The sequence below is a fragment of the Stenotrophomonas sp. C9D9 genome (assembly GCF_056491205.1).
On sequence record NZ_JBSZIF010000006.1, the window covers coordinates 1,013,783 to 1,038,616 of the forward strand.

General features: G+C 67.1%; 22 protein-coding genes. 7 read left to right on the top strand and 15 right to left on the bottom strand.

The features are described 5' to 3' along the window. The first annotated feature begins 9 nt into the window (after positions 1 to 9). Positions 10 to 897 (top strand): DMT family transporter, encoded by an 888-nt coding sequence (locus ACXI0D_RS20250; protein WP_049445842.1) that lies wholly within the window; start codon positions 10 to 12, stop codon positions 895 to 897. A 139-nt stretch (positions 898 to 1,036) separates the two neighbouring features. Here ACXI0D_RS20250 and ACXI0D_RS20255 read toward each other — a convergent pair whose 3' ends face one another. From ACXI0D_RS20255 to ACXI0D_RS20270, 4 genes are all read right to left on the bottom strand, one after another. Then, positions 1,037 to 2,041 carry an aminoglycoside phosphotransferase family protein gene (locus tag ACXI0D_RS20255; protein WP_049445840.1) on the bottom strand — a complete coding sequence of 335 codons (1,005 nt, stop codon included), beginning with the start codon at positions 2,039 to 2,041 and terminating at the stop codon, positions 1,037 to 1,039. A gap of 99 nt (positions 2,042 to 2,140) precedes the next feature. Further along, positions 2,141 to 3,175 carry a heparan-alpha-glucosaminide N-acetyltransferase domain-containing protein gene (locus tag ACXI0D_RS20260; RefSeq protein ID WP_479643059.1) on the bottom strand — a complete coding sequence of 345 codons (1,035 nt, stop codon included), beginning with the start codon at positions 3,173 to 3,175 and terminating at the stop codon, positions 2,141 to 2,143. After that, positions 3,172 to 3,762, bottom strand: a complete 591-nt coding sequence (locus ACXI0D_RS20265) for a TetR/AcrR family transcriptional regulator (RefSeq protein ID WP_049445835.1) — start codon at positions 3,760 to 3,762, stop codon at positions 3,172 to 3,174. Before ACXI0D_RS20265 ends, ACXI0D_RS20260 begins: the two co-directional genes overlap by 4 nt. A gap of 97 nt (positions 3,763 to 3,859) precedes the next feature. Continuing rightward, positions 3,860 to 4,663, bottom strand: coding sequence for an APH(3')-II family aminoglycoside O-phosphotransferase (locus tag ACXI0D_RS20270; protein WP_479643060.1), 804 nt, complete (start codon positions 4,661 to 4,663; stop codon positions 3,860 to 3,862). 128 nt (positions 4,664 to 4,791) lie between these two features. Between ACXI0D_RS20270 and ACXI0D_RS20275 the strand changes: the two genes are divergently transcribed. The 4 genes from ACXI0D_RS20275 to ACXI0D_RS20290 all read left to right on the top strand — a co-directional run bounded on the left by ACXI0D_RS20275 (position 4,792) and on the right by ACXI0D_RS20290 (position 8,500). After that, positions 4,792 to 4,968 (top strand): hypothetical protein, encoded by a 177-nt coding sequence (locus tag ACXI0D_RS20275; RefSeq protein WP_235434936.1) that lies wholly within the window; start codon positions 4,792 to 4,794, stop codon positions 4,966 to 4,968. A gap of 14 nt (positions 4,969 to 4,982) precedes the next feature. Next, entirely contained in the window at positions 4,983 to 5,711 is a 729-nt protein-coding gene (locus ACXI0D_RS20280) for a GNAT family N-acetyltransferase (RefSeq protein ID WP_479643061.1), read from the top strand. A gap of 29 nt (positions 5,712 to 5,740) precedes the next feature. Next, on the top strand, positions 5,741 to 6,457 hold the full coding sequence (locus tag ACXI0D_RS20285) for an SDR family NAD(P)-dependent oxidoreductase (protein WP_479643062.1): 717 nt from the start codon (positions 5,741 to 5,743) through the stop codon (positions 6,455 to 6,457). A gap of 96 nt (positions 6,458 to 6,553) precedes the next feature. Further along, entirely contained in the window at positions 6,554 to 8,500 is a 1,947-nt protein-coding gene (locus ACXI0D_RS20290; protein ID WP_479643063.1) for an EAL domain-containing protein, read from the top strand. Here ACXI0D_RS20290 and ACXI0D_RS20295 read toward each other — a convergent pair. Beyond that, complete coding sequence (locus ACXI0D_RS20295; RefSeq protein ID WP_049445826.1) at positions 8,497 to 9,108, bottom strand: TetR/AcrR family transcriptional regulator; 612 nt, start codon at positions 9,106 to 9,108, stop codon at positions 8,497 to 8,499. The two genes, ACXI0D_RS20290 and ACXI0D_RS20295, sit on opposite strands and share 4 nt — an antisense overlap. A gap of 104 nt (positions 9,109 to 9,212) precedes the next feature. On the opposite strand from ACXI0D_RS20295, the gene ACXI0D_RS20300 reads away from it, so the two are divergent. Continuing rightward, positions 9,213 to 10,289, top strand: a complete 1,077-nt coding sequence (locus ACXI0D_RS20300) for an MBL fold metallo-hydrolase (RefSeq protein WP_479643064.1) — start codon at positions 9,213 to 9,215, stop codon at positions 10,287 to 10,289. A 79-nt stretch (positions 10,290 to 10,368) separates the two neighbouring features. Here the strand turns inward: ACXI0D_RS20300 and ACXI0D_RS20305 are convergent, their stop codons facing one another. Beyond that, complete coding sequence (locus ACXI0D_RS20305; RefSeq protein WP_197621919.1) at positions 10,369 to 10,665, bottom strand: hypothetical protein; 297 nt, start codon at positions 10,663 to 10,665, stop codon at positions 10,369 to 10,371. A 230-nt stretch (positions 10,666 to 10,895) separates the two neighbouring features. Here ACXI0D_RS20305 and ACXI0D_RS20310 point away from each other — a divergent pair, with 230 nt between their 5' ends. Then, positions 10,896 to 14,015, top strand: a complete 3,120-nt coding sequence (locus ACXI0D_RS20310) for a galactose-binding domain-containing protein (protein WP_479643065.1) — start codon at positions 10,896 to 10,898, stop codon at positions 14,013 to 14,015. A gap of 174 nt (positions 14,016 to 14,189) precedes the next feature. Here ACXI0D_RS20310 and ACXI0D_RS20315 read toward each other — a convergent pair whose 3' ends face one another. From ACXI0D_RS20315 to ACXI0D_RS20355, 9 genes are all read right to left on the bottom strand, one after another. Further along, entirely contained in the window at positions 14,190 to 15,164 is a 975-nt protein-coding gene (locus tag ACXI0D_RS20315; protein WP_101765347.1) for an ABC transporter substrate-binding protein, read from the bottom strand. A gap of 16 nt (positions 15,165 to 15,180) precedes the next feature. Next, positions 15,181 to 16,926 (bottom strand): amino acid ABC transporter permease/ATP-binding protein, encoded by a 1,746-nt coding sequence (locus tag ACXI0D_RS20320; protein WP_479643066.1) that lies wholly within the window; start codon positions 16,924 to 16,926, stop codon positions 15,181 to 15,183. Next, the gene (locus ACXI0D_RS20325; RefSeq protein WP_432591667.1) at positions 16,923 to 17,474 is read right to left on the bottom strand and encodes a GNAT family N-acetyltransferase; all 552 of its coding nucleotides are present in this window, start codon (positions 17,472 to 17,474) and stop codon (positions 16,923 to 16,925) included. Before ACXI0D_RS20325 ends, ACXI0D_RS20320 begins: the two co-directional genes overlap by 4 nt. Then, the gene (locus ACXI0D_RS20330; RefSeq protein ID WP_479643067.1) at positions 17,471 to 18,691 is read right to left on the bottom strand and encodes a M20 aminoacylase family protein; all 1,221 of its coding nucleotides are present in this window, start codon (positions 18,689 to 18,691) and stop codon (positions 17,471 to 17,473) included. The genes ACXI0D_RS20325 and ACXI0D_RS20330 overlap by 4 nt, the downstream gene beginning before the upstream one ends. 4 nt (positions 18,692 to 18,695) lie before the next feature. Then, positions 18,696 to 20,039 (bottom strand): LLM class flavin-dependent oxidoreductase, encoded by a 1,344-nt coding sequence (locus ACXI0D_RS20335; RefSeq protein WP_479643068.1) that lies wholly within the window; start codon positions 20,037 to 20,039, stop codon positions 18,696 to 18,698. An 18-nt stretch (positions 20,040 to 20,057) separates the two neighbouring features. Further along, entirely contained in the window at positions 20,058 to 21,035 is a 978-nt protein-coding gene (locus ACXI0D_RS20340) for an MsnO8 family LLM class oxidoreductase (RefSeq protein WP_119007859.1), read from the bottom strand. A gap of 14 nt (positions 21,036 to 21,049) precedes the next feature. Beyond that, positions 21,050 to 21,427, bottom strand: coding sequence for a DUF3088 family protein (locus ACXI0D_RS20345; protein ID WP_219626372.1), 378 nt, complete (start codon positions 21,425 to 21,427; stop codon positions 21,050 to 21,052). Between the two features lie 142 nt (positions 21,428 to 21,569). Continuing rightward, entirely contained in the window at positions 21,570 to 22,151 is a 582-nt protein-coding gene (gene msuE, locus ACXI0D_RS20350; protein WP_479643069.1) for an FMN reductase, read from the bottom strand. 80 nt (positions 22,152 to 22,231) lie between these two features. Beyond that, positions 22,232 to 24,808, bottom strand: coding sequence for a TonB-dependent receptor plug domain-containing protein (locus ACXI0D_RS20355; protein ID WP_479643070.1), 2,577 nt, complete (start codon positions 24,806 to 24,808; stop codon positions 22,232 to 22,234). Between the last annotated feature and the right edge of the window lie 26 nt (positions 24,809 to 24,834).

Sequence of the window (24,834 nt, forward strand, 5' to 3'; positions counted from 1 at the left end):
GCCACCCCGATGCGGGCGGCGCTGCTGATGCTCGGCAGCACGATGGCGTTCGGCCTGATGGCGGTGGCGATCCGCTATGCCACACGCTACGTGCCAACCCAGGAAGTGGCGTTCTTCCGCAATGCCTTCGGCCTGCTGGCGCTGCTGCCGATGCTGCTGCGGCCCGGCCGTGCGCCCTTGAAGACGCAGCAGCTGCCACGCTATTTCGTGCGCAGTGCGATCGGCCTGGGCTCGATGCTGTGCGCGTTCTGGGCGCTGGGCCATCTACCGTTGGCGCAGGCGGTTTCGCTCTCGTACTCCACGCCGCTGTTCGTCACCATTGCCGCCGTGCTGTGGCTGGGTGAAACCGTGCGCGTGCGCCGCTGGGCCGCGGTCGTGGTCGGCTTCATCGGCGTGCTGGTGATCGTGCGCCCCGGCACGGCCGGCTTCACCGCCGGCAGTCTGGTGGCCGTGGGCGCGGCCGTGCTCAGCTCGTTGGTGGCGATCCAGATCAAGCAGCTCACCCGCGTCGACAGTGCCGATACCGTGGTGCTCTATACCTACGTGTTCTGGGTGCCGCTGTCGCTGGTCCCGGCGTTGTTCGTCTGGGTCTGGCCGACCGGGTCGGCCTGGCTGTGGCTGCTGGCCACCGGCGTGCTCGGCACCGTCGGCCAGCTGCTGTGGACCCGCGCGCTACGGCTGGGCGAAGTCTCCGCCCTGACTCCGATCAGCTTCCTGCAGCTGCCGCTGGTGACGCTGTTCGGCTGGCTGCTGTTCAACGAAAGCGTGGACCGCTGGACGATCATCGGTGCCGGCATCATCCTCGCCGCCAACGCCTACATCGCCCATCGCGAAGCCGTGCTGTCGCGCCGCGCCGCGAGCGCGGCCGCCTCTGCAGCGGCCAAGCCCGCCGAGTAGAGCCACGCCCTGCGTGGATGATCCCTGCACCTGATCAACGATGGCGGCCCGAAGAGCCGCCGAGCGCAACTGTAGAGTCGAGCCATGCTCGACTCATCGCGCGCAGCGCGACGCTTCATCGATGGAAGGTGACGAGCATTTACAGCGCGCGATACACCCGCTCTGCCGCGTCGAACACGTTACCCGGTGCGAACTGTTCGCTGAGGAAATGCAGCGACTGCCGGCGCAGCTGCGGCGAACGATCCTCGCCATCGCTGCCCAGCAGAACCTGCTGGAACTCGATCAGGTCCTGCAGGATGCGCCAGTGCCGGTACCAGGCAATCCAGCGCGGGTCGCCGTGGTCGCTGCCATAGCCCTCCTCGAAACCCAGCGGATTCTCGCGGCCCCAGCGCCCGCCCACCGCGGCGCCGATGAACATCAGGTCGCGCTCGCGCGGTGCCAGCGACAGGCCATCCCAGTCGATCAGGTGCAGGCCGCCGTCGTTGCCCATCAGCAGATTGCCGGCATGCAGGTCGGTATGGCACAGGTGCAGCGCCACCGGGACCTCCTGCAACGCCGCGTGCAGCTGCACTGCCTGTGCGTGCAGCGCCGCGATGCGCGCGTGCTGCTGGTCCCATACGGAAACGAAGGCACGGCCCAACCCATCCCTGGCGGCGGCCAGGCCCTCGCCGGCCAACCATTGTCCGACCGTATCAAGCGCCGCGGTTTCCATCCGCAGGCTCGGCAGTGCCTCCTGCAGCGCCGGCGGCGGGCGCGCCTCGTGCAGGCGCCGCAGCACCTCGCCCAATCGTTGCCACTGCGTGCGACTCAACGCGGCCTCGAAGCCGGACTGGCCTTCCACGTACGGAAACAGGGTGAACTGCAGGCCCCAGCGCTGCACCGACGCTCCACCGGTCAGGGCCGGCCAGGGCGCGACGATTTCCTCGATACCCAGCGTGCCGCGCAGCCAATGCAGGGTGTCCCAGACGGCGGGGGCAACCTGGTAACTGCGGCATTTCAACCACCATTGCCCGCGCCGTGCATCGATGCGATACACGCTGGCGTTGGCATCGGCGCCAACCGGGCGTGGCACCACGGCGTTGGCGGTGATGCCATAGGACTGCTGAAGGACTTCGCCGAGATGCTGCGCCGAAGCGGATGACATGGATGCAAGCGGAAAGTATTACCTGCCACCACTATCGCAGATGCGCGGGCCGCGACACAGACATGTCCGTCACAACATCGTGCCTGCGCGACCAATGTGCTAGCCGGCAATGCGCCGCATCACCGCTTCCAGCGGCCCCCGCGCGAACCGCCAGGACCACAGCCACGCTGCGCCCGTGGCCAGCATCAGGAACAACAACGCCCACAACAGCACGGCCGGCAGCGAAGCACTGCCATCGAGCAGGCCCAGCCATTCCAGCGTCCCCATTCCCAGCAGGATGTGGCCGACGTACAGGGTCAGGGTCATGCGCCCTGCCGCAGTGAGCGGCCCCAGCCAGTCCCCCGGATACCGGCGGCTGACCCACAGGCACATGGCAATCGCGCTGCAGGCCGCGCCTGCGCCGGTCAGCACGTAGGCCGGTCCCGGCGGCATCGGTTGCGTCCCCAGCCACGCCTGCCAGGGCGTGCCGTGCGCCAGGTGCTGCACCCCCTGGCCCGCGCCGAGCAGCAGCACGCCCAGCAGCAACAACGCATGCTGCACCCGCGGCTGCGACAGCTGCAGGCGTGCCAGCAGCATGCCCAGCAGGAAGAAGCACATCCAGGGCAGCAGGGGATGGAAGCCGTTGAACAGCAGGTTGCGCACGGCACCCGGCCAGTGCCAGAGACCGGCGTATTCCAGCGTCTGCCAGTTCCAGCCCTGGCTGTAGTCCCACTGCAGCAGTGCCCAGAACGAACCGGCCGCGAGGCCGGCGATGCTGGCCAGCAACACCTGCGGCGACGCGCGCAACCACAGCACCGCCAGCGCGAAATACACCGCGTAGTAATGCAGGATGTCGGCCGGGAACAGGGTCAGATTGAGCAGGCCCAGCACAAGCAGGAACAGCGCGCGCCGCCAGGTCTGCACGCTGGCCTGCATCCAGCCAGAGCGCTGCGTGGCCAGTACCAGGCCAAGTCCGGCCAGGGTGACGAAGGTCGCCGAGGCCTTGCCTTCCAGAAGACGGAAGAAGCCTGCCAAGCCACCCGTGCGCTCGGCAGGCACGGCCATCGCCAGGCGGAAATTGATCAGCACCATGCCTGCCAGCGCCAGATACCGCGCCAGATCCAAGCCGTGCAGCCGCCGGTCATCGGCGCTCATGCACGTGATCCCAGCAGCCGTACCAGCAATTCGAGGTCCAGCGCAGCGTCCTCCACGCTGCCGGCCTCAGCCAGGCCCTGACGCAGCGCATCGCTTTCGATGGCATCCAGCAACACCTGCGCCTGCAGTGCCGGGGCCAGCGCAGGGCGCCGCCGCTCGCGCCGCGCAATGCCCTGCAGCGCATCGCCCAGCACCTGTTGAAGCTGCCTGCGGTTGGCCGCGAAGGCCTCGGCCACGGCGCGGTTGCGTGCACTCTCGGCCAGCACCTCGACCGCGAGCGTTGCCCACTCCGGTTGCCGGCACAACGCGTGGAAGTCCTGCAGGAATACCAGTACCTGCGCGCGCTCGCCGTCGGCCGCCGCCAGCCGCTGCAGCATCGGGGCCAATTCCTCGCTTTCGGCCAGCGCCACCGCAAGGATGATCGCCTCCTTGCCCGGGAAGTGGTTGTAGAGATTGCCCAGGCTGACACCGGCCGCTTGTGCGATGTCGCGCATGCTGGTCTGGTGGAAGCCCTTGGCGAGGAAGCACTGCAGGGCCGCCTGCAGGATCAGGGTCACGCGCTGCTCATTGCGGTCGATTCGGCTCATGCCTCAAATAGTGAACGAACGTTCGTCCATTTTGAAGAATGGAGAGGTCCGCCAGCAGGGCAGCGTTCAGCCCCGCCCCAAGCCGGCCTGCGCGGCTTCAGAAGAACTCGTCGAGCAGACGGTAGAACGCCAGCCGTCGTTCGTCGGCCACAACGCCATAGCGGCGGAACAGCGGTGCGACCCACCGGGTGTCGCCGAAGTTGTGGACCAGGCTGCGCGCGGCCAACGCCAGATCCTGGTAGCGATCGGCCACGCCCAGCCGGCCACAGTCAATGAAACCGCTGAAGCGGCCCTCGGCTGCCAGCAGGTTCGGCAGGCAGGCGTCGCCATGGCTGACCACCAGATCCTCGTGATCGGGCCGGGTGGCGCGCAGTTCGGCGAACACCTGCTGCGCGCTCTGCCCCAGGCGTTCGTCATCGAAGTCATCGGCGTCGACCAGGCCCGCCTCGACACGTGTCTGTGCGGCCTGCAGGCGCGAGGCCAGCCGCTGGTCGAACGGACAGCTCGCCACCGGCAGGGCATGCAGGCCCCGCAGCGCGTCGGCCAGCAGTTCCACCAGGTGCTGGGGCGCGAGCGCCGGCGACGAGGCCAGATCGTGGCCAGGCAACGCACTCATCAGCAGCCAGCGCCGCCCCCCCTCCTCGGCGGTGGCGATCACCGTCGGCGCCGGCTGGCCCTGCGCCTGCAGCCAGCGCAGGCGCGCGATCTCATCGCCGAGCTCACTGAAGGTGTCGATCACTTCCCACTTCAGGAAGGCATCGGCCTGCCCTGGACGATGCACGCGGGCAACGTCCGCACGCGATACACCGATCGACTGCCGTTCAATACGCGCGTCGGCCAGCGCTTCCTGCCAGGCATGCGGCAGGGGCATGCCATCCATGCGTGCGTGGGTTGCTTCCATGCCGGGGGACGCCTGTTGCCGATGACTGCACGGATTCTCGCTCATCCGGCATGCCCCCCGTCAACAGCACCCATGATGGAGCTGTGCCTGGCGCGCTGAACATTCCCGTTACGGAACGGCATGCATGGATGGACGAACGGCCACGCGCCGTCCACATTGTCGCCGACTGCCACGGGCCCTGCTGCGTGCTGTCCAACGATGCGGTGGCGATGCTGGACGAGGCCGGACTGGCGGCGCAGCAGCTCGCTGCCGGCTACCCCGAATGGAAGGCGTCCGGCCTGCAGGTGGATCTGCCCCGGCACTGAGCGAGACCACTGTCATGGATGATGCGTTTGCCCCGATGATCGATGCCGTCTGGCGGCGCATCTGCGCGGGTGAGCGCATGCTGCAGGACGATCCCCTGCTGTACCTGGCCTGCAGCGATGATTTCGACGAGGGTGAGGACGGCATGCTGCTGCAACCGCTTGCTGGTCCTGCGCGCGCGGTGCTGCGCCCAGTCCTGGCGGAACGCCTGCAACTGCACGCACGCGCGCATTGGACACTCGCACAGCTGCGGCAGCGGCTGATCGACGTCGGCCAGCGCACGCATGGCGCCGACCGCCTCTTCTATTTCCCTGCTGCAGAACTTGCGGCACTGGCCGAGCACCCTGCACCGCCCCACATCCGCCGCCTCGCTCCAGCCGACACTGCTGTGTTCAGTGCGTTCCAGGCCAGCGCCAGCAAGGAGGATCTCGATGCCGCCTGGGTCGAGCTCGACCACTGGCAGGTGTTCGGTGCCTTCGACGGCGAGCAGCTGGTCGCGGCCGGCAGCCTGTACCCGTGGAGCCTGGATCCGGCACTCGCCGACATGGGCGTGCTGACACTGCCCGAAGCCCGTGGCCGTGGTCATGCACGCCGGCTCGTGCAGACGATGGCCATATCCGCCCAGGCCTCCGGGTTGCAGCCGCAGTACCGATGCCAGCTCGACAACACGGCCTCCATCACCACTGCCGAACGCAGCGGCCTGCGCGCGTTCGGCAACTGGGACCTCATCCTGGCGACACACTGATGCCGCCACTGCACAACCAGGGAAGCAACATGAAATTGATGATCATCGGCGCCAGCAGGGGCCTGGGACGCGCGTTCGTGGAAGGCCTCTGTGCCTCGGGTGACACTGTGATTGGTGTCTCGCGCACCCGCCCGCGCGGCATCGCCTGCCCTGACGGCGTCACCCTGCAATGGATCGAAGCAGACCTGTCCCGGCCCACCGCAGCGGCCGACCACATCGCAGCACAGGCACCGGCCGATATCGATGTGCTGATCCACAACCTGGGTATCTGGGAAGACAAGGCCTTCAGCGACGAGTACGCCTTCCTCGATGAAAGCGATGCGGCACTCATGCAACTGGTCGACGTCAACATCACCGCGACCCTGGTCCTGCTGCAGCGCCTGCTGCCCCGCGTACTGGGCGCAGCGCGCCCGCAGCTGGTGCTGACCGGCTCGACCTCGGCCCTGCCGCGCAGTGGCCGCCCGGAAGTGGCGTTCGGCGCCTCGAAGTTCGCCCTCAACGGCATCGCCGATGCGCTGCGCGAGGGCTTCCGCGATCGCCGCCTGGCGGTGACCAGCCTGCAGCTGGGCTACCTCAACACCGACGATGCGCTGTCGGTGCCGGTTGCAGAGGCCGCAGCGCGCGGCGACGGTGAGCTGGTGCCGGTCCATGATGTCGTGGCGATGGTGCGCGCACTGCTGCAGCTGTCACCGTCCGGCTTCGTGCGCGAACTGGTACTGCCGGCCATTGCCGACCCGCGCTACTGACCCAGGTGGGCGACGCCGGGTAGCATCAGTGGCCGCGCGCGCGGCCGTGGTTTACCCTGCTCGTCACTGGCCGTCGGTCACAGGCGGGAACCTGCTATGGATGCGCTTTCACGGGTCTCGGCCCAGGTCCTGGACAGCGCCCTGCCCAGCCTGCCGCTGTACCTGCTGCAGGCCACGGCGGTGATCGGCATGATCGGCGTGCTGCTGATCGCCACCCGTCGCGCCGGGCACGCCATTGAAGGCCGTCGCCTGTATGTCGGCGTGGCACTGGGCCTGATCTACCTGTTCAATTCCTGGTTCGTGGCCCGTTACACCCAGGGCGTGGTCAAGCTGCACCTCGGCTTCGACATCCTGCTGGTCAGTGGCCTGCTCGGCGGATGGCGTGGCGGCCTGGCCTGCCTGGCCGCCGCCCTGCTGGCCCGCTACCAGTTCGTCGGCACCCAGTTCTTCCTGCCTGCCAGCCTTGAGGCCGCGTTGCAGATGATGGCCGGTGTCTGGCTGCGCAGGCGCCTGCACCCACGCATGCTCAACGAGCTCTCGCCCCGCATGATCCTGCAGGCGTGGTCCGTGCGCATCGGGATGACCGCTCTGGGCCTGGCACTGGGTGTGGCGATCATTGGCGCCGACCAGCTGCCGGTGGCCGAACTGGCGATCCAGCGCCTGTTGGCACTGCCGGTCTCACTGCTGATGCTCGGCGCAGTGTTCGCGCTGGTCTACAACGATGCCCAGATCGATGCGCAGCGCCAGCGCGAACAGGCCTGGCTGCGCGTCGACCCGATCAGCGGCCTGCCCAACATGCGGGCGCTGGGCGAACGGCTGCAGCATTTCTGGCGCGACAACGACGGCCTCGGCAAAGCCTGCCTGGTGGTGGTCGAAATGGGCAACCAGCGCGATCTGCGCCTGCGCTACGGCCCGCTACAGGACAACGGACTATGGCATCGCGATACGCCGGCGGAGGTCCACCGGTTGCTGCCATCGCTTCCAGTGGACGATGTGGAGGTCTATCAGTTCGGCGACGCCGCGCTGGCGATCCTGGTACGCGGCATGTCCTTGACCGAGCTGCGCATCCAGGCCCATATCACCGAGCTGGCCTGCAATCTTGCCGACCGCGTCGGCCGCGACTGGCCGGGCTTCCGACCACTGTTCCGCTGCGCGGTGGTCGAACTGAAACCACCGACCGCCACCGATGAAGGTCACCTGCCGTTCCGTGCGATTACCCTCGCACTGAGCGCGATCGAGTCGGGCGTGGTGTTCTTCGATGACCCGATCCAGCGTGACAGCGAGATCGATGCGCTGATCGAGGTCGCGCTCGAGCGCTGGCTGCGGCAGGGTGACGCCCCGCTGTGCTACCAGCCCAAGCATCGCCTGCACGATCGCCAGCTGGTTGGCGCCGAAGCACTGCTGCGCATGCGCGATGGCGAAGGCCGGCCGATTGCACCCATGCGGGTGATCTCGCTGCTGCGTCGGCAGGGCCGGCTGGCAGACCTGGAATGGGCAACGCTGCAGTCGGCGGTGCACTTCCTGCAGCACTGCCGGCAGGACGGCGCGGCGCTGACCATCGCAGTCAATGTGTCAGCCGAATCCCTGCGCCTGCCCGACTTCGGTCTGCGCCTGCAGGAGCTGCTGCAGCTGCACGACATCCCCGGTGCGATGCTGCGGCTGGAAATCGTCGAGTGGACCGAGATCGTCGAGCGCGACGTGGTCGATGCCAACATCGCACAGCTGCTGGCAGCCGGGGTCACCCTGTCGCTGGATGATTTCGGCGCGGGCTATTCGACCCTGATCCTGCTTTCGCAGCTGGCCATCGCCGAGGTCAAGATCGAGCAGGCGTTGATCGCCACGCTGTCCGACGCCAAGTCGCAGTCGATCGTGCGCTTCATCGTCGAAGTCGCGCACCGCTGCGGTGCGATCGTGGTGGCCGAGGGCACTGAAACCCTGGCGCAGGAACAGCAACTGCGCGCACTTGGGGTGGATGTCGGCCAAGGCTATCTGTACTCGGCAGCGCTACCGGCCGACGAGTTCCGTCGCTTCGCCGCCAACTAGACGGCGTAGAAACCCAGGAACATGGCCACCGCCGATTCGGCGACGCGTGCGCGTTCCTGTGCGTTCAACGGCGGCTGCCCCATCGTCACCTGCGGCCAGAACGCGAAGCTCTTCACCAGCCCATGCAGCTGGTGGCCGGCGAACTCCGGATCGACCTTGCGCAGCCGGCCATCGGCGATTGCGGCGCGGATCCATGCGCTCTCGCCACTTTCCTTCTCGCCCATGCGGCAGACGATGGCCTGCGCCCGTTCCGGTGAGTGGATGATCTCGGCCATCGCGACCCGCGCCAGGTCGATGAAATTCCCGTCGCTGAGCAGGTCCAGCTTCTGGCCCAGCAACTGCAGCAGCTGCGCCTGCAACGGCTGGTCCGCGCGATACGGCAGTGCGTCGCTGGCCACGCTGCGCTCCCACAGCTCCTCCAGGATCATCGAGAACAGCGCTTCCTTGCTCGGGAAGTGGTTGTAGACGGTGCGCTTGGAGACCCCGGCCACCTCGGCGATGCGGTCCATGCTGGTCGCCTCGTAGCCCGATGCACGGAACTCCTCCACCGCTGCGCGCACGATGGCTTCGCGTTTGCGGTCGGTCAGGCGTTGCGGGGCACGGGACATGGCGGGAACCGGGTAGCTGAACGGACGCCACCATTTTACACCCGACAGTGTACTTTTGAAAAACACGAAACTACACTGTGCAGTGTACCCTGCGGACGTCACCCATGAAGCGCCTGCTCCTTGTCCTCCTGCTCGGAATCCTCGCCGTGACCGCCTACACCTTCTGCAAGTCCTGGTCCCTCCCCGACTTCCCCGATTCGCCGCAATACCGCGACGGCAAGTTCCGCAATGCCCTGCCGCGTCCTGCGATGGGCCTGCGCGATGGTGCGGAGATCTGGTGGACGTTCCTGTTCAACAAGCCCAAGGGCACCGTCCCGGCGCACCCCATTCCGGTGCTGCCGCTGGACCGCGCCACCCTGGACGCCGCGCCGGATCGCAGCCTGTTCCGGCTGGGACACTCCACGATCCTGCTGAAGCTGCGTGGCCAGTACTGGCTGACCGATCCGGTGTTCTCCGAGCGCGCCTCGCCGGTGCAGTGGATGGGCCCGGCCCGCTTCCATGCACCGCCGATCAGCATCGACGACCTGCCGCCGATCGCCGGCGTGATCCTCTCGCACAACCACTACGATCATCTCGACCATGCCGCGGTGATGCAGTTGGCCGGCAAGACCGCGCGCTTCATCGCACCGCTGGGTGTGGGCGATCAGTTGATTGCCTGGGGCGTGGACGCCAGCAAGGTGGAACAGCTGGACTGGTGGCAGTCGACCGAAGCCAGCGGCCTGCGCCTGACCGCCACCCCGGGGCAGCATTTCTCCGGCCGCGGGCTGGGCGACAGTGACCGCAGCCTGTGGGCGTCATGGGTGATTCAGGACGGCGACTTCCGCATCTTCTTCAGCGGCGACACCGGCTACTTCGACGGCTTCAAGGCCATCGGCGAGAAGTACGGCCCGTTCGATCTGACCATGATCGAGACCGGTGCCTACGATCCACGCTGGGCGTTCGTGCACATGCAGCCCGAACAGACCCTGCAGGCGCACCTGGACCTGCGCGGCAGGTGGCTGCTGCCGATCCACAACGGCACCTTCGACCTGGCCCTGCATGAATGGCAGCAGCCATTCGAGCGCATCACCGCCCTGGCGGCCGCGAAGAATGTTCCGGTGGCCACGCCGATGATGGGCGAAGCGCTGGACATGCAGGCGCCGCAGGCGGGTACGCGCTGGTGGGAGATGGTGGAGCTGTAACAGCGGGTGCGCGTGACCTGCCGGAAACCATGTAGAGCCGAGCCATGCTCGGCTGCTTCCGAAGAATGTGCCGTGGACGTCAAACAGGCTCAGCTCTTGAGCCACCGCAAGTGGAGGCGCTGGCAGGATTGCTGACATCGACATGCACGGTTATCAATTTGGCTTCCGGTACCGCACTCTGAACCTGCACGCATGCGGCACGCGCGACATCGTCTGCGGCTGTGCCCTCTCGCTGGAATCGCAACGCCAACACGCCTGGCGAACCACTGCCCAGCAGCGCATCGTCGCATCCCACCTCTGCAAGAGCTCGCTCAAATGCACTGAGATCTTTTCCGGTATCAGGCACTCGGTACATCAGCGTGAAACTGAATTCCATCATCAATCCATTTCAGATCGGTGGTCGTTGCCAGTCAGGATAGGGGCCAACCGGCAGCCGTCCAGAGCCACATCCGTCAGCCAACCATCGATGGTGATCGCGCCTTGAACCGGTGAACGAGGCTGCCGGCCCAGTATCCGCGACCTATTGCAGTGCGTCATGTAACCGATTACATCCCTTGCTAGCGTAGCGCTCGCCCGATTCCGGCCGAACCTGCGAGGCTGTCCGTAATGACGTTGCGCGCCGAACGCTCCAAGGTCTCCACGCCGCCTTTTCCGTTGCACCCTGCCGCTGCCCTGCTGTTGGCCGCGCTGGCCTTCAGCGCACAGGCACAGACCCTCCCCTCGCGCAGCCAATGGCAGGCCAGCGCTTCCTCGCAGCAGGTACCGGCGATGGCGATCAGCCACCTGATCGACGGCGACCCGAAGACCGTCACCGGCGGTGCCTTCAGTCCGGGCCACTGGTTCCAGATCGATCTGGGCGCACCGACGCTGCTGGCGGGCGCACGGCTTACCTGGGATGTCTCCAATCCAGAGGGCTATTCACTGCAGACCTCGCTGGACGGAACGCAGTGGCAGACCGCGTACACGATGGCCGATTCGCTGGGCGACGTGGAAACGCTGTACTTCGCGCCGCGACAGGCGCGCTACCTGCGGCTGGCCAGCCCGCAGCGCACGTCCGACTGGGGCGTGTCGATCTTCGAGATGGAGCCGCTGGACAGCACGCTCAGCGCACGCATCAGCGGTGTCGATGCAACGCAGGCAGCGGCGCTCTGGCAAGGCGGCGGCACCGTCGCGGTTCCAGCCGGAAAAGGTGGATCCCATACGCTCGAGATCATGCTGCCTCGCGTCCAGTCCACAGCCGGTCTCGCGGTCGACTGGGCCGACGGCGGGCGCGGCGCCGCCCGCTTGCAGGCGCAGGACGCACAGGGCCGCTGGCAGGATCTCGCACACGATGCACAGGCGGCCAGCCATCGGCAGAGTTGGCTAGCCGCTGATACGGCACAACCTCTACGTGCATTCCGCCTGAGCGTGGACGGTGCAGCCCCGCAGATCGCGCGCCTGCGCCTACTTGGCCCGAAAGCCGTGATGACACCGATGAAGCGCTACCAGATCGCCGCCAGCGGCGCGCAGCGTGCGCTGTTCCCGGCGTCGCTGCAGATGCAGCAGACCTACTGGACCGCCGTTGGCGTGCACGCAGGGCGGCAGAAATCCATCTTCGACGAATACGGCAACCTGGAAGCATTCAAGGGTGCGCCGCTGGTACAGCCACTCTGGCGAAGCGCCGACGGGCGCGCTGCAGGTGCCGCCGGGCAGCCCGTACAGCACGCCCTGCGTGATGGCTGGAAGCCTATGCCTTCGGCCACCTGGTCGCCGCAGCCCGGGCTGGAGCTGCGCAGTGAGGTGTTCGCCATAGAGCGCGATGGCCAGCCGGTGACCTTCCTCCGCCATCGACTGCACAACACCGGCAGTACCCGGATCGACGGCACGCTCAGCCTGGTCGTCCGCCCCATGCAGATGAATCCGCCGTGGCAGAACGGCGGGCTGTCGCCGATCCGCGAGGTGCGCATCGACGGACAGGCCGTGCGCATCAATGGCCGCACGCTGCTGCACTCGCTCACGCCGGTGGCTGCGTCCGGCGTGGCGCCGTTCGGGAAGGACGGCGCAACGGAGATCACCGCGGACATCGCTGCCGGCGAACTGCCTTCCTCGCAGCAGGCACGTGATGACCAGGGTCTTGCCGCCGCCGCGCTCAACTACCGCGTGTCGCTGGCGCCGGGAGCCAGCGATGCCATCGTGGTCGCGTTCCCGCTGGGCACCGCCGCCACCGATGCCAACGGCGTGCTGCCCGAAGCGCCTGCGCTTGGCCTGGCCACGCTGCCCCGTGATGCCAATGCGGCGTTCGATACGCTGGCCACGCAGGCGTCCGCAGATTGGCAGGCGCGGCTGGGCCAGGTCGGCCTGCGCCTGCCCGATCCCTCGCTGGTCGACATGCTGCGCGCACAGGCTGCCTACATGCTGATCAACCAGACCGGCCCGGCCATGCAACCGGGCCCGCGCAACTACAACCGCTCCTTCATCCGCGATGGCATGGCCACGTCGGCGGTGCTGCTGCGCATGGGTGAAGCCCGCGTCGCGCGTGATTACCTGGCCTGGTACAGCGCGCACGGCGTGCATGCCAATGGCCTGGTTTCGCCGATCCTCAACGACGATGGCAGCGTCAACACCGGCTTCGGTTCGGATATCGAGTACGACAGCCAGGGCCAGTATGTGGCGCTGGTTGCCGACGTTGCACGCCTGGATGGTGGGCCCGAGTCGGTGCGTGACTACCTGCCGAAAGTGAAGGCCGCACTGCGCTTCCTGCAGGAACTGCGCGAGCGCACGCTGGTGCCCGGTTACAAGGCCGACCAGCCCGCGCCGGAGCGATTCGCGGGCATTCTTGCGCCGTCGATCAGCCATGAAGGCTATCCGTCGCCCACCCACAGCTACTGGGATGACTACTGGGGCCTGAAGGGGTGGCACGACGGAGCGTGGCTGGCCGAGTCGCTGGGTGACCACGAGACCGCCACCTGGGCACGTCAGCAGTACAAAGCGCTGTACGACGCATTGCACGCCTCGATCCGCGCCACGATGGCGTGGAAGGGCATCGACTTCATCCCGTCCTCGGCAGATCTGGGCGATGGCGATCCCACGGGCGTGTCGATCGCACTGGACCCGACCGGCGCGCAGAACGTGTTGCCGGCGGATGCGTTGCGGACCACCTTCGCCCGCTACCTGGAAGACGTGCGAAAGCGCAGCCAGCCCGGTGCGCTGTACGCCTACACGCCGTACGAGATCCGCAACGTGCTGAGCTATGTGCATCTTGGCCAGCCGGACGTGGCTGACGAGCTGTTGCAGGGCCTGCTTCACGACCGGCGCCCGCGTGAATGGCAGGTGCTGGCCGAAGTAGTGCATTCACGGCTGCGCTTCCCGCGCTACCTCGGCGACATGCCGCATACCTGGATCGGTGCCGAATACGGCCGCACGCTGTTCGGCATGCTGATGCGCGAGGACGATGACGCACTGTCGCTGCTGCCGGGCACACCGCCCTCTTGGGTGGCGGGGGAAGGGTTGGCGGTGGAGCGCTTGCCGACCGCGTATGGCACGTTGCAGATGCAGGCGCGGCAGCGCGACGGGGTGCTGACGGTGGCGCTTGGCGAGGGGCTGCGCAAGGACACCGCCGTGCGCATGTGGTGGCCGAACCGGACCGCGCCGAAGTCTGTGCGCGTGGATGGACGCAGCGTTTCCGACTTCGATGCCGAAGGTGTTCGGCTGGCAAAGCCGTTCAAAACGCTGGAGGCGCGTTGGTAGAGCAGCCGAGCATGGCTCGGCTCTACAAAATGCACACTCCGCGAGTAGATCCACGCCATGCGTGGATGCTCTTGTAGAGTCGAGCCATGCTCGACTCACCGCGCACCGCGCGAACTGCAGCCGAGCATGGCTCGGCTCTACAAAAGCAGCGGTAGCGCCGGGCCATGCCCGGCGTCAGAGCGTCGGTAACCCTGGCGGGTTGGTCTGCGACTGCGGCACGGCCTCCTCGGCCACGTTCCAGCGCGCCAATGCCTGCGCATAGGTACCGCTGCTGATCTGGGTGTTCAATGCCTGCGTCACCGCGTCGGCCAGGCCGCTGCCCTTGCGCGTGGTCACCGAGATCGCTGCGGCGTTCGGCCAGCCTCCGGGGAACAGGCCCACACGCCGCACCTTGCCGTCCCGCGCCGAATAGGCACCAGTAGCATTGGGCTCGAACGAGACATCGGCTCGGCCGGTGATCACCGCCAGCCGCCCAACCACGGCGTCATCGAAGTACTGGTACTCCACCGGCTTCAAGCCGGCCGCAATGTTCTGCTGGTCCCACTGCCGCAGGATCTGGTCCTGGTTGGTGCTGGCACCGACCACCACCTTCAGCCCGGCAACGTCGGCCGGCTTTTCGATCTTCTGGATCGGCCCATCAGTGCGCGTGTAGATTCCCAGCAGATCATAACGGTAGCTGGAGAAATCGAACTTCTTCTTGCGCTCTTCGGTAACCGTTACGTTCGACAGCACCGCATCGTACTTGCCTGATTCCAACCCCAACGGCCAGTCCGCCCACGCCACCGGCACGATCACCAGTTTCAGGCCCAGCCCATCGGCGATCAGCCGTGCGATGTCCGGCTCGATACCGACCACGTCCTTGCTGTCGGCGCCGTAGTCGGCCAGCGGCAGCTGCCCCGGATGCGTGGCCACGGTGAACGTGCCGGGCGTGACGAAGCGGTAGCCGGCGGGAATCAATGCCTGCGCCTTCGGATCGAAGGTGCCCTTGAGCACCGCCGTGTTCGCACCGGCCAGGCTGGTCGCGGCCACGGTGCTCGCGTCCGGTGCCTGCCGCACGCGCGAGTAGACGATGCCGGCGATGCCGATGACCAGCACACCCACGATCAACAGGGTGCTGCGCGAGGGGCGACGCGGTGCTGCAGGGCTCATGGTGTTCCTTTCGCAGTTACAGGGTCTTGGCCAGGAAATCGGCGGTGCGTTGCTGGCGCGGACGTTCGAACAGCGCCTCGGGCGTGCCCTGCTCGATCACCCGCCCCTGGTCCATCATCACCACGTGGTCGGCCACGCGGCGGGCGAAGCTCAGCTCATGGGTGACGATCACCAGCGTGGTACCGGAGCTGGCCAGCTCCTCGATCACGCTCAGCACCTCGGCCACCAGTTCCGGGTCCAGCGCCGAAGTGGGTTCGTCGAACAGCAGTACCTTGGGTTGCAGCGCCAGCGCGCGGGCAATCGCGATGCGCTGCTGCTGGCCGCCGGACAGCTGGCGCGGGAAGGCATCGGCCTTGTCGGCCAGGCCAACCCGTTCCAGCAGCGTGCGCGCCTGCTGCTCGGCCTGCGCGCGGTGCACGCCGCGCACCGCGATCGGCGCCTCGATGATGTTCTCCAGCGCGGTCAGGTGCGGGAACAGGTTGAAGCCCTGGAACGCCATGCCCACTTCCGCACGACGGCGGCGGATCTCGCGCTCCGGCAGCTCGTACAGGGTGTCGCCGTCGCGGCGGTAGCCGATCAGCTGGCCGCCCACGGTCACGTAACCGCTGTCGGCACGTTCCAGGTGGTTGATCAGCCGGAGCAGCGTGGACTTGCCGGCACCGGACGGGCCGATCAGCACGGTCACGCTGCCCGCGCGCAGGTCAAGGTTCACGTCTTCCAGCACCGGCTGGTCGCCGAACACCTTGCCTACACCATGCAGCGACACCGATGCCCCCTCACCCGCTTCAACCTGCGCGGCGATGCGCGGGCGATTGACCACGCGCGGTGCAGCCTCACCTGTGGCGAACGTCGGTGACGAGACACGCGATACCGAGCGCTCGCGCTGCAGTTGGCCGCGCGCAAAGCGCTGCTCCACGCGTCGCTGCAGCAGCGACAGCACGGTGAGGATCACCAGGTACCAGACCGTGGCCACCATCAGCAGCGGCACCACTTCCAGGTTCCGCCGGTAGATCACCTGCACCGTGTAGAACAGCTCCGGCAGCGCCAGCACGTAGACCACCGAGGTGCTCTTGGCCAGGCCGATCACATCGTTGAACGCTGCCGGCAGGATCGAGCGCATCGCCTGCGGCAGGATGATGCGGCGCACCTGGCGGCCACGTGGCAGGCCAAGCGCGGCCGCAGCCTCGTACTGGCCGTGGTCGACCGACAGAATGCCACCGCGGATCACCTCGGCCGAGAACGCGGCCTGGTTCAAGGTGAGGCCCAGCACTGCGGCGGTGAACACACCGATCAGCTGCGTGGTCGGGTACGAGAACAGGCTGATGCCGGTGAACGGCACGCCCATTTCGATGGTGCTGTACAGGTAGCCCAGGTTGTTCAGCAGCAGCAACAGCACCAGCAGCGGGATCGAACGGAACAACCATACATAGCCCCACGACACCGCCGACAGCAGTGGTGAGCCGGACACCCGGGCCAGCGCCAGCAAGGTGCCCAGCGCAAAGCCAAGACCGGTACCGAGCGCGGTCAGCAGCAGCGTGCGGCCCAGGCCTTCCAGCACCGGGCGTGCAAAGAACCACTCGGCGAATGTGCCCCAACCCCAGCGCGGGTTGCCCAGCACCGATTGCAGCCCGATCAGGATCAGCGCCAACGCCAGAAGGGTTCCGACCACCTGCAGTGGATGCCGGGCCGGCACGATCTTCAACGCCGGTGCTGGCGCCGGGCGTGCGGCAATGCCATCCAGCGCGGTCGAAGGCGTACTCATGCGTGCGCTCCATGCAGCACGGCCTGTTCTGGCACAACGACCGGCGCCGATACGCTCAGGTGCTTCTCGAACGGCAGATGCGCGATGGTTTCCGGGTCGGCCTGCAGGTCGAACAGCGCGGTGTAGCCGTGGCTGAGGTACAGGCCGACGGCTTCAGGCTGACGGAAGCCGGTCGTCAGGAACACCCGCCGGTACCCTTGCCGCGCCGCCTGGTCTTCCAGCTCCTGCAGCACGCGACGCGCGATGCCCTGGCGGCGCAGCCCCGGCAGCGTCCAGATGCGCTTGAATTCGGCGGTATCCGGATCGCGGTGCGGCATGAAGGCACCGCCGGAGATCGCCACACCCTCGCGCAGCAGCAGCACGAACGCCCCTACCGGCGCCGCGAACGCCTGCGCCGGGTAGCGCTGCAGCTCCTCGCGGGCACTGCCGCCGATGCGCCGGCGCACGTCGGCGTAGCGGCTGTCGTACTCCTGTTCCAGCCCATCGAACAGAGGCCGCGCCAGTGGATCGTCCACCGAGGTATAGAGGAAGCGTTCGTTGCTGCTCATGCCACGTCCTTCACCAGATAGTCTTCGGCCAGCCGCGCCCACAGGCTGGCGGCCGGTGCGATGGCGGCGTCGTTGAACACATAGCGCGGGCTGTGCAACGGTGCGCTGTCGCCGTTGCCGACGAACACGAAACTCCCGGGCCGCGCCTGCAGCAGGAAGGCGAAGTCTTCGCTGGCCGTGCGCGGCGCGAACTCCGGCACCACCTGTTCGCTGCCGAAGCCCTGTACGGCCACGTCGCGGATGTAGGCGGTCTGCCGTGGATGGTTGATCACGCTGGGGAAGCCACGCGGAAACGCGATCTCGGCGCGCGCGCCGAAGGCGGCCGCGGTCTGCTCGGCGATCTCGGTGACCCGGCGCCGCAGCGTGTCGCGCACTTCCGGCAGATAGGCGCGCACGGTCAGCTTCAGCTCGACCACGTCCGGAATCACATTGGCGGCCTGCCCGCCGTGGATCGAACCGACGGTGACCACGCCCATCTGCCGCGGATCGACGTTGCGCGACACCACGCTCTGCAGCGCGGTGACGATGTGCGCCGCCGCCAGGATCGGGTCGACGCTGCCCTGTGGCTCGGCACCGTGGCCGCCCTTGCCGATCACCTTCAGCCGCGCCCAGTCCACCGATGCCATCGCCGGACCGTCGACGAAGCCGAAGTGCCCCACCGGCACACCCGGCCAGTTGTGCAGCCCATAGATCGCATCCACCGGGAAGCGCTCGAACAGGCCATCGGCGATCATCTTCGAAGCACCCGAACCGGTTTCCTCAGCGGGCTGGAACACCAGCTGCAGGGTGCCGTCGATGCGGCCGTGATGGGCCAGGTAGTGCGCCGCGGACAGCAGGATGGCGGTGTGCCCATCGTGGCCGCAGGCATGCATCAACCCCTCGGTCTGGCTGGCGTACGCCAATCCGGAATCCTCGTGGATCGGCAGTGCATCGATGTCGGCGCGCAGGCCGAGGCGACGGCTGCCCTGCCCGCGTTGCAGCGTGCCGACCACGCCGGTGCCGCCGAGGCCGGCGGTGACCTCATAACCCCACTGCTGCAACAGCTCGGCCACGCGTGCGCTGGTGCGGTGTTCCTCGAAGGCCAGCTCCGGGTGCCGGTGCAGGTCATGGCGGATCGCGATGGCCGCCTCGGCGCGCGCCGCGATGTCGGGCAATATGCCCGTCGTTCGGGAATTCCGCTGTGCATGGCCCGGTGCTACCGCGCTTTCTCCGCTCATCGCCTTACCCTGCCTTCCGCGCCGGCTCGGCGTCGGTCGAATGGCGGCTGGCCTTGTACGGCAGGCCCAGATGCGCGCGCAGCGTCTGCCCTTCCAGCTCACGCTGGTGGTAGCCGCGCACCTGGAGGATCGGCAGCACCTGGGTCACGAAATCGTCCAGGCCTTCGCGCTGTGCCGCGAAACCGAGGATGAAGCCGTCGCTGGCACCGGCATCGAACCACCGGATCAACTCGTCGGCCACATGTTCCGGCGTGCCGATGAAATTCGGTCGCGGGCTCACCGCTTCCAGTGCCACCTGGCGCAGGCTCAGGCCCTTCTCGCGCGCGTCCTGCTTGATGCGATCGGTGGTGGAACGGAACGAGTTGCTGCCGATGTCACCCAGCTCCGGGAACGGTGCGTCCGGATCGTACTGGCTGAAATCGTGGTGGTCGAAGAAGCGCCCCAGGTACGCCAGCGCATCCTCCAGCGTGGCCAGCGCGGCGATCGCCTGGTACTTGGCTTCAGCCTCCTCCGCGGTGCGGCCGACGATGGGACCGATGCCCGGGAAGATCTTCACGTCGTTGCCGCTGCGGCCGTGCGCGATCGCCGAGTTCTTCACCTTCTGGGTGAACGCGCGGGTTTCTTCCAGCGACGGCGAATGGGTAAACACCGCATCGGCATACTTGCCGGCCAGCGCGATGCCATCGTCGGACGAACCGGCCTGGAAGATCACCGGCTGGCCCTGCGGCGAACGCTGGATGTTGAGCGGCCCTTCCACCTGGAAAAAGCGTCCCTTGTGGTCGAGGCGGCGGAATTTTTCCGGCGCGAAGAACGTGCCGGTGTCGCGCTCACGCACGAAGGCATCGTCATCCCAGGAATCCCACAGCCCCTGCACCACCTCCAGGTACTCGTCGGCGATCTGGTAGCGCAGCGCATGCTCGGGGTGGGGGCGGCCGTAATTGCGCCCCGACCCCTCCAACGGCGACGTCACCACGTTCCAGCCGGCGCGACCGCCGCTGAGCAGGTCCAGCGAAGCGAACTGGCGGGCCACGGTGAACGGGTCGCTGTAGGAGGTCGACAGCGTGCCGGCCAGGCCAATCTTCTTCGTCGCCGTGGCCAGCGCCGACAGCAGCGAGATCGGCTCGAAGCGGTTGAGGAAGTGCGGGATCGACTTCTCGTTGATGTACAGGCCGTCGGCCACGAAGCCGAAGGCGATGCCGTTGTCCTCGGCGGTGCGCGCGATGTCGATGTAGAACTGCAGGTTGACGCTGGCATCCGCTGGATTGGACGGGTGCTTCCAGGCATGCATGTGGCTGCCGGGGCCCTGCAGCATGATGCCGAACGGAATGTGGCGCGGGGTCGTGCTCATGGGAATCGCTCCTGCAGGTCAGGCCACCGCCGCGCGTGGCGCGGGCGACAGCAGTTCAAGGGATGTCAGGCGTGCGTCCAGGTCGGCCACCGGTGCATCGAGGATGAATTCGCCCACGCCGAAACGCCGGTGCAGTGCGTCCAGTTCGTCACGCACGTGCTGCGCATCACCGGACAGCACGCTGGGGCGCGTTTCTTCGATGCGGAAGTCGGCCACGCCCACCTGGCGCGCGTACTCGGCAGCTGCTTCGGAGCTGGGCAGATTCACCGTCTGCCCGGGACCGAGGTGCAGCTTGTAGACGCGCAGCGCACCGATATGACGCGCCGCGGCTTCGGCGGTCGGCGCGGCGAAGGCCACCGTGGCCAGCAGCGGTGGCTGCGTGGAAGCGCTGCGGTAGGCATCGAACGCGGCCTCGATATGCTTTGGGTCACCATCGAAGTGCGCGGCGTAGACGAAGCGCCAGCCGAGCTCGGCCGCCTGGTTTGCGCTCTGCGGGCTGGCGCCGAGCAGGAAACGTTCCGGCACCTGCTGTGGAACCGGCCGTGCCTGTGCCTCGGTTTCGGCGCCGGACAGATAGCCTTCCAGGTCGCGCAGTTGCTGGTCGAAGTCGGCGAACGCCGGGCGCCCGGCCGCCAGCGCGGCGGTCGAGGCCGGCAGGCCACCGGGGGCCTTGCCCACACCCAGATCGACGCGCCCTGGCGCCAACGCTGCCAGCAGGTTGAAGTTCTCCGCCACTTTGTAGGGTGCGTAGTGGCGCAGCATGACCCCACCACTACCGATGCGGATGCGCCGGGTCTGTGCCAGTACCCACGCAGCCAGCACTTCCGGTGCCGGGCTGGCCAGCGTCGGCGCAGCATGGTGCTCGGCAAACCAGTAGCGGTGGTAGCCCAGCTGCTCGGCGCGCTGCGCCAGCTGCAGGCTGTTGCGCAGCGCCTGCTCCGGCGAGGCACCTTCGGCGACCGGGCTCTTGTCCAGCACGCTGATCTGATAACTCATGGTCGCGTCCTCGCTCAGGGGTGGGCCACGGGAATGCCAAGCAAGCCGTTCAGCGCGGCCAGGATCGGCTCGGCACCGGAGATGTACTGGCGGTCCTGGTGCGCGCCACTGGCCAGTTCGCTGCGCACGCCTTGAGGCAGCACCAGCTTCGGCAGCGACTGGTCCTGCTCGCCGATCTCGGCGATCACCTCCCGGCGCGGCCGGGCAAAGCCGATGCGGCGTACGTCCAGCTGCGCGTCCAGGCCATCGATGCTCGACAGCGCGCCCTCCAGCAACAGGCTGTGCCGGCAGAAGAAGCGCTGGCCGGGAATCTGGCCGTCCTCGAACTCACGGTCGAGCAGGAACAGGATGGGTTTGCTTGCTGCGTCGAAAGTCACTGGGGTCGTCCTCATCGGGGCCGGCAATGCGATGCCGCTTCGATATCGATGCTAGAGATGTCGGCGGCCGCGGCAGCGATGCCTGGCGACAATCGGCGGTCAGATCCGGCCATGCAAATGCGGCGTGGCCATAAGCAAAGCGCTGCCGGTTATGGCGTCAGGCGATGCGTCGCAGCGGCGCCGCCACGGCCAGCGCCTGCGTAGCCAGATGGCCGGCTGCGCGCTCGGTCGCCAGCGCGATGCGTGCCTGCAAGGCTGCACTGTTGATGCGCTCGCCCTCGAAGTCGGCGGGCGTGGCATACACGCCGATCGGCAGCGTGTGCGCCTGCAGGAAACTGAACAACGGCCGCAGCTGGTGGTCGATCACCAGCGCATGGCGCTCGCTGCCACCGGTCGCTGCCAGCAGCACCGGCGTATCCACCAGCGCCTCCAGCCCGATGAAGTCGACCAGGTGCTTGAACAACCCAGGATACGAGCCGCGATACACCGGCGCGGCCACCACCAGCAGCTCTGCCGCCTCGATAGCCTGCAGTGCCTGCTCCACTGCCGGCCCCGCCTCATCGCGCGACAACGACTGGCCCAGTGAACGCGCGATCGGCGCCAGCTCCACCAGCTCCACGCTGGCGTGCACCCGCTGCTGCAGCGACGCCAGCAGATGCCGCACCAGCAACAACGTGCGCGACGTCGCCGAGCTGGTCGGTGACCCCACCAATGCAACCACCTTCAATGCAGAAGACATGAACTGCTCCTCGATGATGCCGAACTACGTCCGGCTGCCTTTCGCTTTTGTAGAGTCGAGCCATGCTCGACTGCTCCAGATCAGAACCGGTAACTGACCCGCCCATACCAGTACGCACCCACATTGCTCAGCACATCGCCGCTGTCCCAGGTGGTCTCGATACTCGCCACATCGGTGGCACTACGCGCGTACTCCGGCACCTTGCGCGTGCGCTTGTCGAACACGTTGTTGATGCCCAGCGCCGCGCTCCAGCCCCCACCCAGCTCCACGCCGCCGGACAGGTTGGTCACCAGCACCGGCGGCTGCTTGTATTCCACGCCGTTGTTCAGCCGCTTGATCGGGCCGTAGTAGGTGAAGTCCAGGTTCGAGCGCCAGCGCCCGTTCTGCCAGCCCAGTCCCGCCACCTGCGTATAGCTGGGCGTGCGGAAGCGCAGCGCGTACTCGCTGGATTTGGTCAGCAGGTTGATGTTCGGCAGGCCCTGCAGTGCCACCGGAATGTCGCTGACCTTCTGGATCGTGGTACGGCCGACATTGGCCGCGTAGCTCCAGCGCAGCTTGCCCCACGCGGTTTCCTGGTTCGCTTCCAGGGTCAGCTCCACACCGCGTGTACGGGTATTGCCCACGTTGGTGAAATAGCTGGCGTAGAACGCATCGCCCGGCAGGATGCTGATGCCCGCCGAACCCAGCAGCGCGTCGATCGTATTCTTCTGCGCCGTACTCAGCACCGTGCCGCTGTTGTCGGTGACACGCGCCGGATCCTGCGCGTTGTAGCCGATCTGGCTGGACTGCCCCAGCTGGCCGCGAATGTCGATCTGATAGGCATCCACTGCCAGGTGGAAGGCCGGGCTCGGGTCCCAGGTCACGCCCAGGCTGTAGTTGGTGGCCTTCTCCGGCTTCAGCGGCGTTGCCCCCAGCGCGAGAGCTGCCGGCGAAGACACCTGCGCCACCAGCGTGGTGCCGCACGGGCAGCTGCCGGTGGCCTGGTAGTACTGGGCGCCCAGGCTTGGCGCATGGAAACCGTTGCTGACCGTGGCGCGCACACCCAGCGCGTCGGTGAAATCGAAGCGCGTGGTCAGGCGGCCGGTGGAAACGCTGCCGAAATCGGAATGGTCTTCCCAGCGCGCGGCAGCATCCAGGTACCAGCGCGAGGTGATGTTGGTGGCGGCACCCACGTACACCGCCTTGCTGTTGCGGGTCGCCTTCACCGCGTCGGCGGTGGAATAGCCGACGAAGGCTGCAGCGCCGAAGCCGGTATACGACTCCCACTGCCCCGCCCCGCGCTCGTACTGCTCGTGCTGATACTCGGCGCCTGCGCTCACTTCCAGCGGCGAAGCAAACGCCGCCACCTCGAAGCCACGCCGCAGGTCCAGGTTGGCGATGCCCTGCTGGTAGTCCAGCTTGCCGTCATAGAAATCAGTGGGTGAACCGAGATACGGCAGCGAGTAGTTCACCGAATTACGGGTATAGGTGCGCACCGTGCTGCGGTTGCCGGTCAGGCTGGCGTCGTAGTCCCAACCCGCGATCTGGCCTTTCACACCGGCCGTACCGGTGTACTGCTTCTCCTTGGTTTCCAGCACCGGCAGGAAGCCATCGGGAAACACGCTCAGCACGCCGGGGGCCTTGTAAGTAGTGAAGATCGTCGCCGGCAGGCGGAAATTCTGGATCGCCTGCGCGGTGCGGTCACTGGCCGTGGCGTTGGCGTAGAACTGCGCGCTCTCACCCAGACCATGGCCCACGTTCACCGCGAAGGCCTTCAACGCATACGACGGCGAGCTGAGGATGGTATTGGCTTCGGCATTGCGGCTGGCCTCGGCCGGGTTCGGCGCAGCACCTGCTGGCAATCGATTGTTCGGCCGCAGCGCCACCAGATTGCCGCTGCCGTCCACCGCCGGGTAGCTCAGGTAGCCATCGATGTAGCGGCGGGTGCGGATCGCATGGTGCTGGCGGGTGGTCTCACCGGACAGGTTGATGAAGCCATCCTCGCCCCACGGCAGGCCGACGTTGGCGCGCACGCTGGTACGCGAACCATCACCATCGATGCTCTGCCCGCTCTCCACCGACACATCACCACCGTGTGCCTGCGATTTCAGGATCACGTTGACCACGCCGGTGATCGCATCCGAACCGTAGATGGCCGAAGCGCCATCGCGCAGTACTTCCACATGGTCGATGGCCGAGACCGGAATCAACGCCAGGTCCGCCCAGGCATGGCCGGGGAAGCCGCCCCCATTGGCACCGCTCACATAGGCACTGGCATTGCGGCGCTTGCCGTTGACCAGTACCAGTGTGTAGCCCGGCGACAGGTTGCGCAGCTGATAGCCGCGGATGAGGCTTTCCTGATCACTCTGGTAGCCACCGATCTGGCTCAGCGACGGCAGGCTGCGCTGCAGCGCTTCCAGCAGGTTGCCCTGCCCGGTAGCAGAGAGGTCCTCGGCGGAGATCACGTCGATCGGTGTGGAACTGTTCTTTACCGTGCGCGTGCTGGTGCGTGAGCCGGTCACCACCACCGCATCCAGCGTGGATGCAGCAACATTGGCCGTCGCCGCGATGGTGGCAGGATCCGCATCGGCTTCCGCGGCATGGCTGGGCGTCGCAGCGAGGGCGGCTGCGATCAGGACGGCAAGAGTGCTCAGGACTGGGGCGTAGGCGGCAGGCATGGGGGCTCGTGGGGGTGGGCCGGAAA

Excerpts from the sequence above, each read along its gene's own strand:
- ACXI0D_RS20250 (WP_049445842.1), top strand. The coding sequence starts at position 10 with ATGCGGGCGGCGCTGCTGATGCTCGGCAGCACGATGGCGTTCGGCCTG.
- ACXI0D_RS20255 (WP_049445840.1), bottom strand. The coding sequence starts at position 2,041 with ATGTCATCCGCTTCGGCGCAGCATCTCGGCGAAGTCCTTCAGCAGTCC.
- ACXI0D_RS20260 (WP_479643059.1), bottom strand. The coding sequence starts at position 3,175 with ATGAGCGCCGATGACCGGCGGCTGCACGGCTTGGATCTGGCGCGGTAT.
- ACXI0D_RS20265 (WP_049445835.1), bottom strand. The coding sequence starts at position 3,762 with ATGAGCCGAATCGACCGCAATGAGCAGCGCGTGACCCTGATCCTGCAG.
- ACXI0D_RS20270 (WP_479643060.1), bottom strand. The coding sequence starts at position 4,663 with ATGGAAGCAACCCACGCACGCATGGATGGCATGCCCCTGCCGCATGCC.
- ACXI0D_RS20275 (WP_235434936.1), top strand. The coding sequence starts at position 4,792 with ATGGACGAACGGCCACGCGCCGTCCACATTGTCGCCGACTGCCACGGG.
- ACXI0D_RS20280 (WP_479643061.1), top strand. The coding sequence starts at position 4,983 with ATGGATGATGCGTTTGCCCCGATGATCGATGCCGTCTGGCGGCGCATC.
- ACXI0D_RS20285 (WP_479643062.1), top strand. The coding sequence starts at position 5,741 with ATGAAATTGATGATCATCGGCGCCAGCAGGGGCCTGGGACGCGCGTTC.
- ACXI0D_RS20290 (WP_479643063.1), top strand. The coding sequence starts at position 6,554 with ATGGATGCGCTTTCACGGGTCTCGGCCCAGGTCCTGGACAGCGCCCTG.
- ACXI0D_RS20295 (WP_049445826.1), bottom strand. The coding sequence starts at position 9,108 with ATGTCCCGTGCCCCGCAACGCCTGACCGACCGCAAACGCGAAGCCATC.
- ACXI0D_RS20300 (WP_479643064.1), top strand. The coding sequence starts at position 9,213 with ATGAAGCGCCTGCTCCTTGTCCTCCTGCTCGGAATCCTCGCCGTGACC.
- ACXI0D_RS20305 (WP_197621919.1), bottom strand. The coding sequence starts at position 10,665 with ATGGAATTCAGTTTCACGCTGATGTACCGAGTGCCTGATACCGGAAAA.
- ACXI0D_RS20310 (WP_479643065.1), top strand. The coding sequence starts at position 10,896 with ATGACGTTGCGCGCCGAACGCTCCAAGGTCTCCACGCCGCCTTTTCCG.
- ACXI0D_RS20315 (WP_101765347.1), bottom strand. The coding sequence starts at position 15,164 with ATGAGCCCTGCAGCACCGCGTCGCCCCTCGCGCAGCACCCTGTTGATC.
- ACXI0D_RS20320 (WP_479643066.1), bottom strand. The coding sequence starts at position 16,926 with ATGAGTACGCCTTCGACCGCGCTGGATGGCATTGCCGCACGCCCGGCG.
- ACXI0D_RS20325 (WP_432591667.1), bottom strand. The coding sequence starts at position 17,474 with ATGAGCAGCAACGAACGCTTCCTCTATACCTCGGTGGACGATCCACTG.
- ACXI0D_RS20330 (WP_479643067.1), bottom strand. The coding sequence starts at position 18,691 with ATGAGCGGAGAAAGCGCGGTAGCACCGGGCCATGCACAGCGGAATTCC.
- ACXI0D_RS20335 (WP_479643068.1), bottom strand. The coding sequence starts at position 20,039 with ATGAGCACGACCCCGCGCCACATTCCGTTCGGCATCATGCTGCAGGGC.
- ACXI0D_RS20340 (WP_119007859.1), bottom strand. The coding sequence starts at position 21,035 with ATGAGTTATCAGATCAGCGTGCTGGACAAGAGCCCGGTCGCCGAAGGT.
- ACXI0D_RS20345 (WP_219626372.1), bottom strand. The coding sequence starts at position 21,427 with ATGAGGACGACCCCAGTGACTTTCGACGCAGCAAGCAAACCCATCCTG.
- msuE (WP_479643069.1), bottom strand. The coding sequence starts at position 22,151 with ATGTCTTCTGCATTGAAGGTGGTTGCATTGGTGGGGTCACCGACCAGC.
- ACXI0D_RS20355 (WP_479643070.1), bottom strand. The coding sequence starts at position 24,808 with ATGCCTGCCGCCTACGCCCCAGTCCTGAGCACTCTTGCCGTCCTGATC.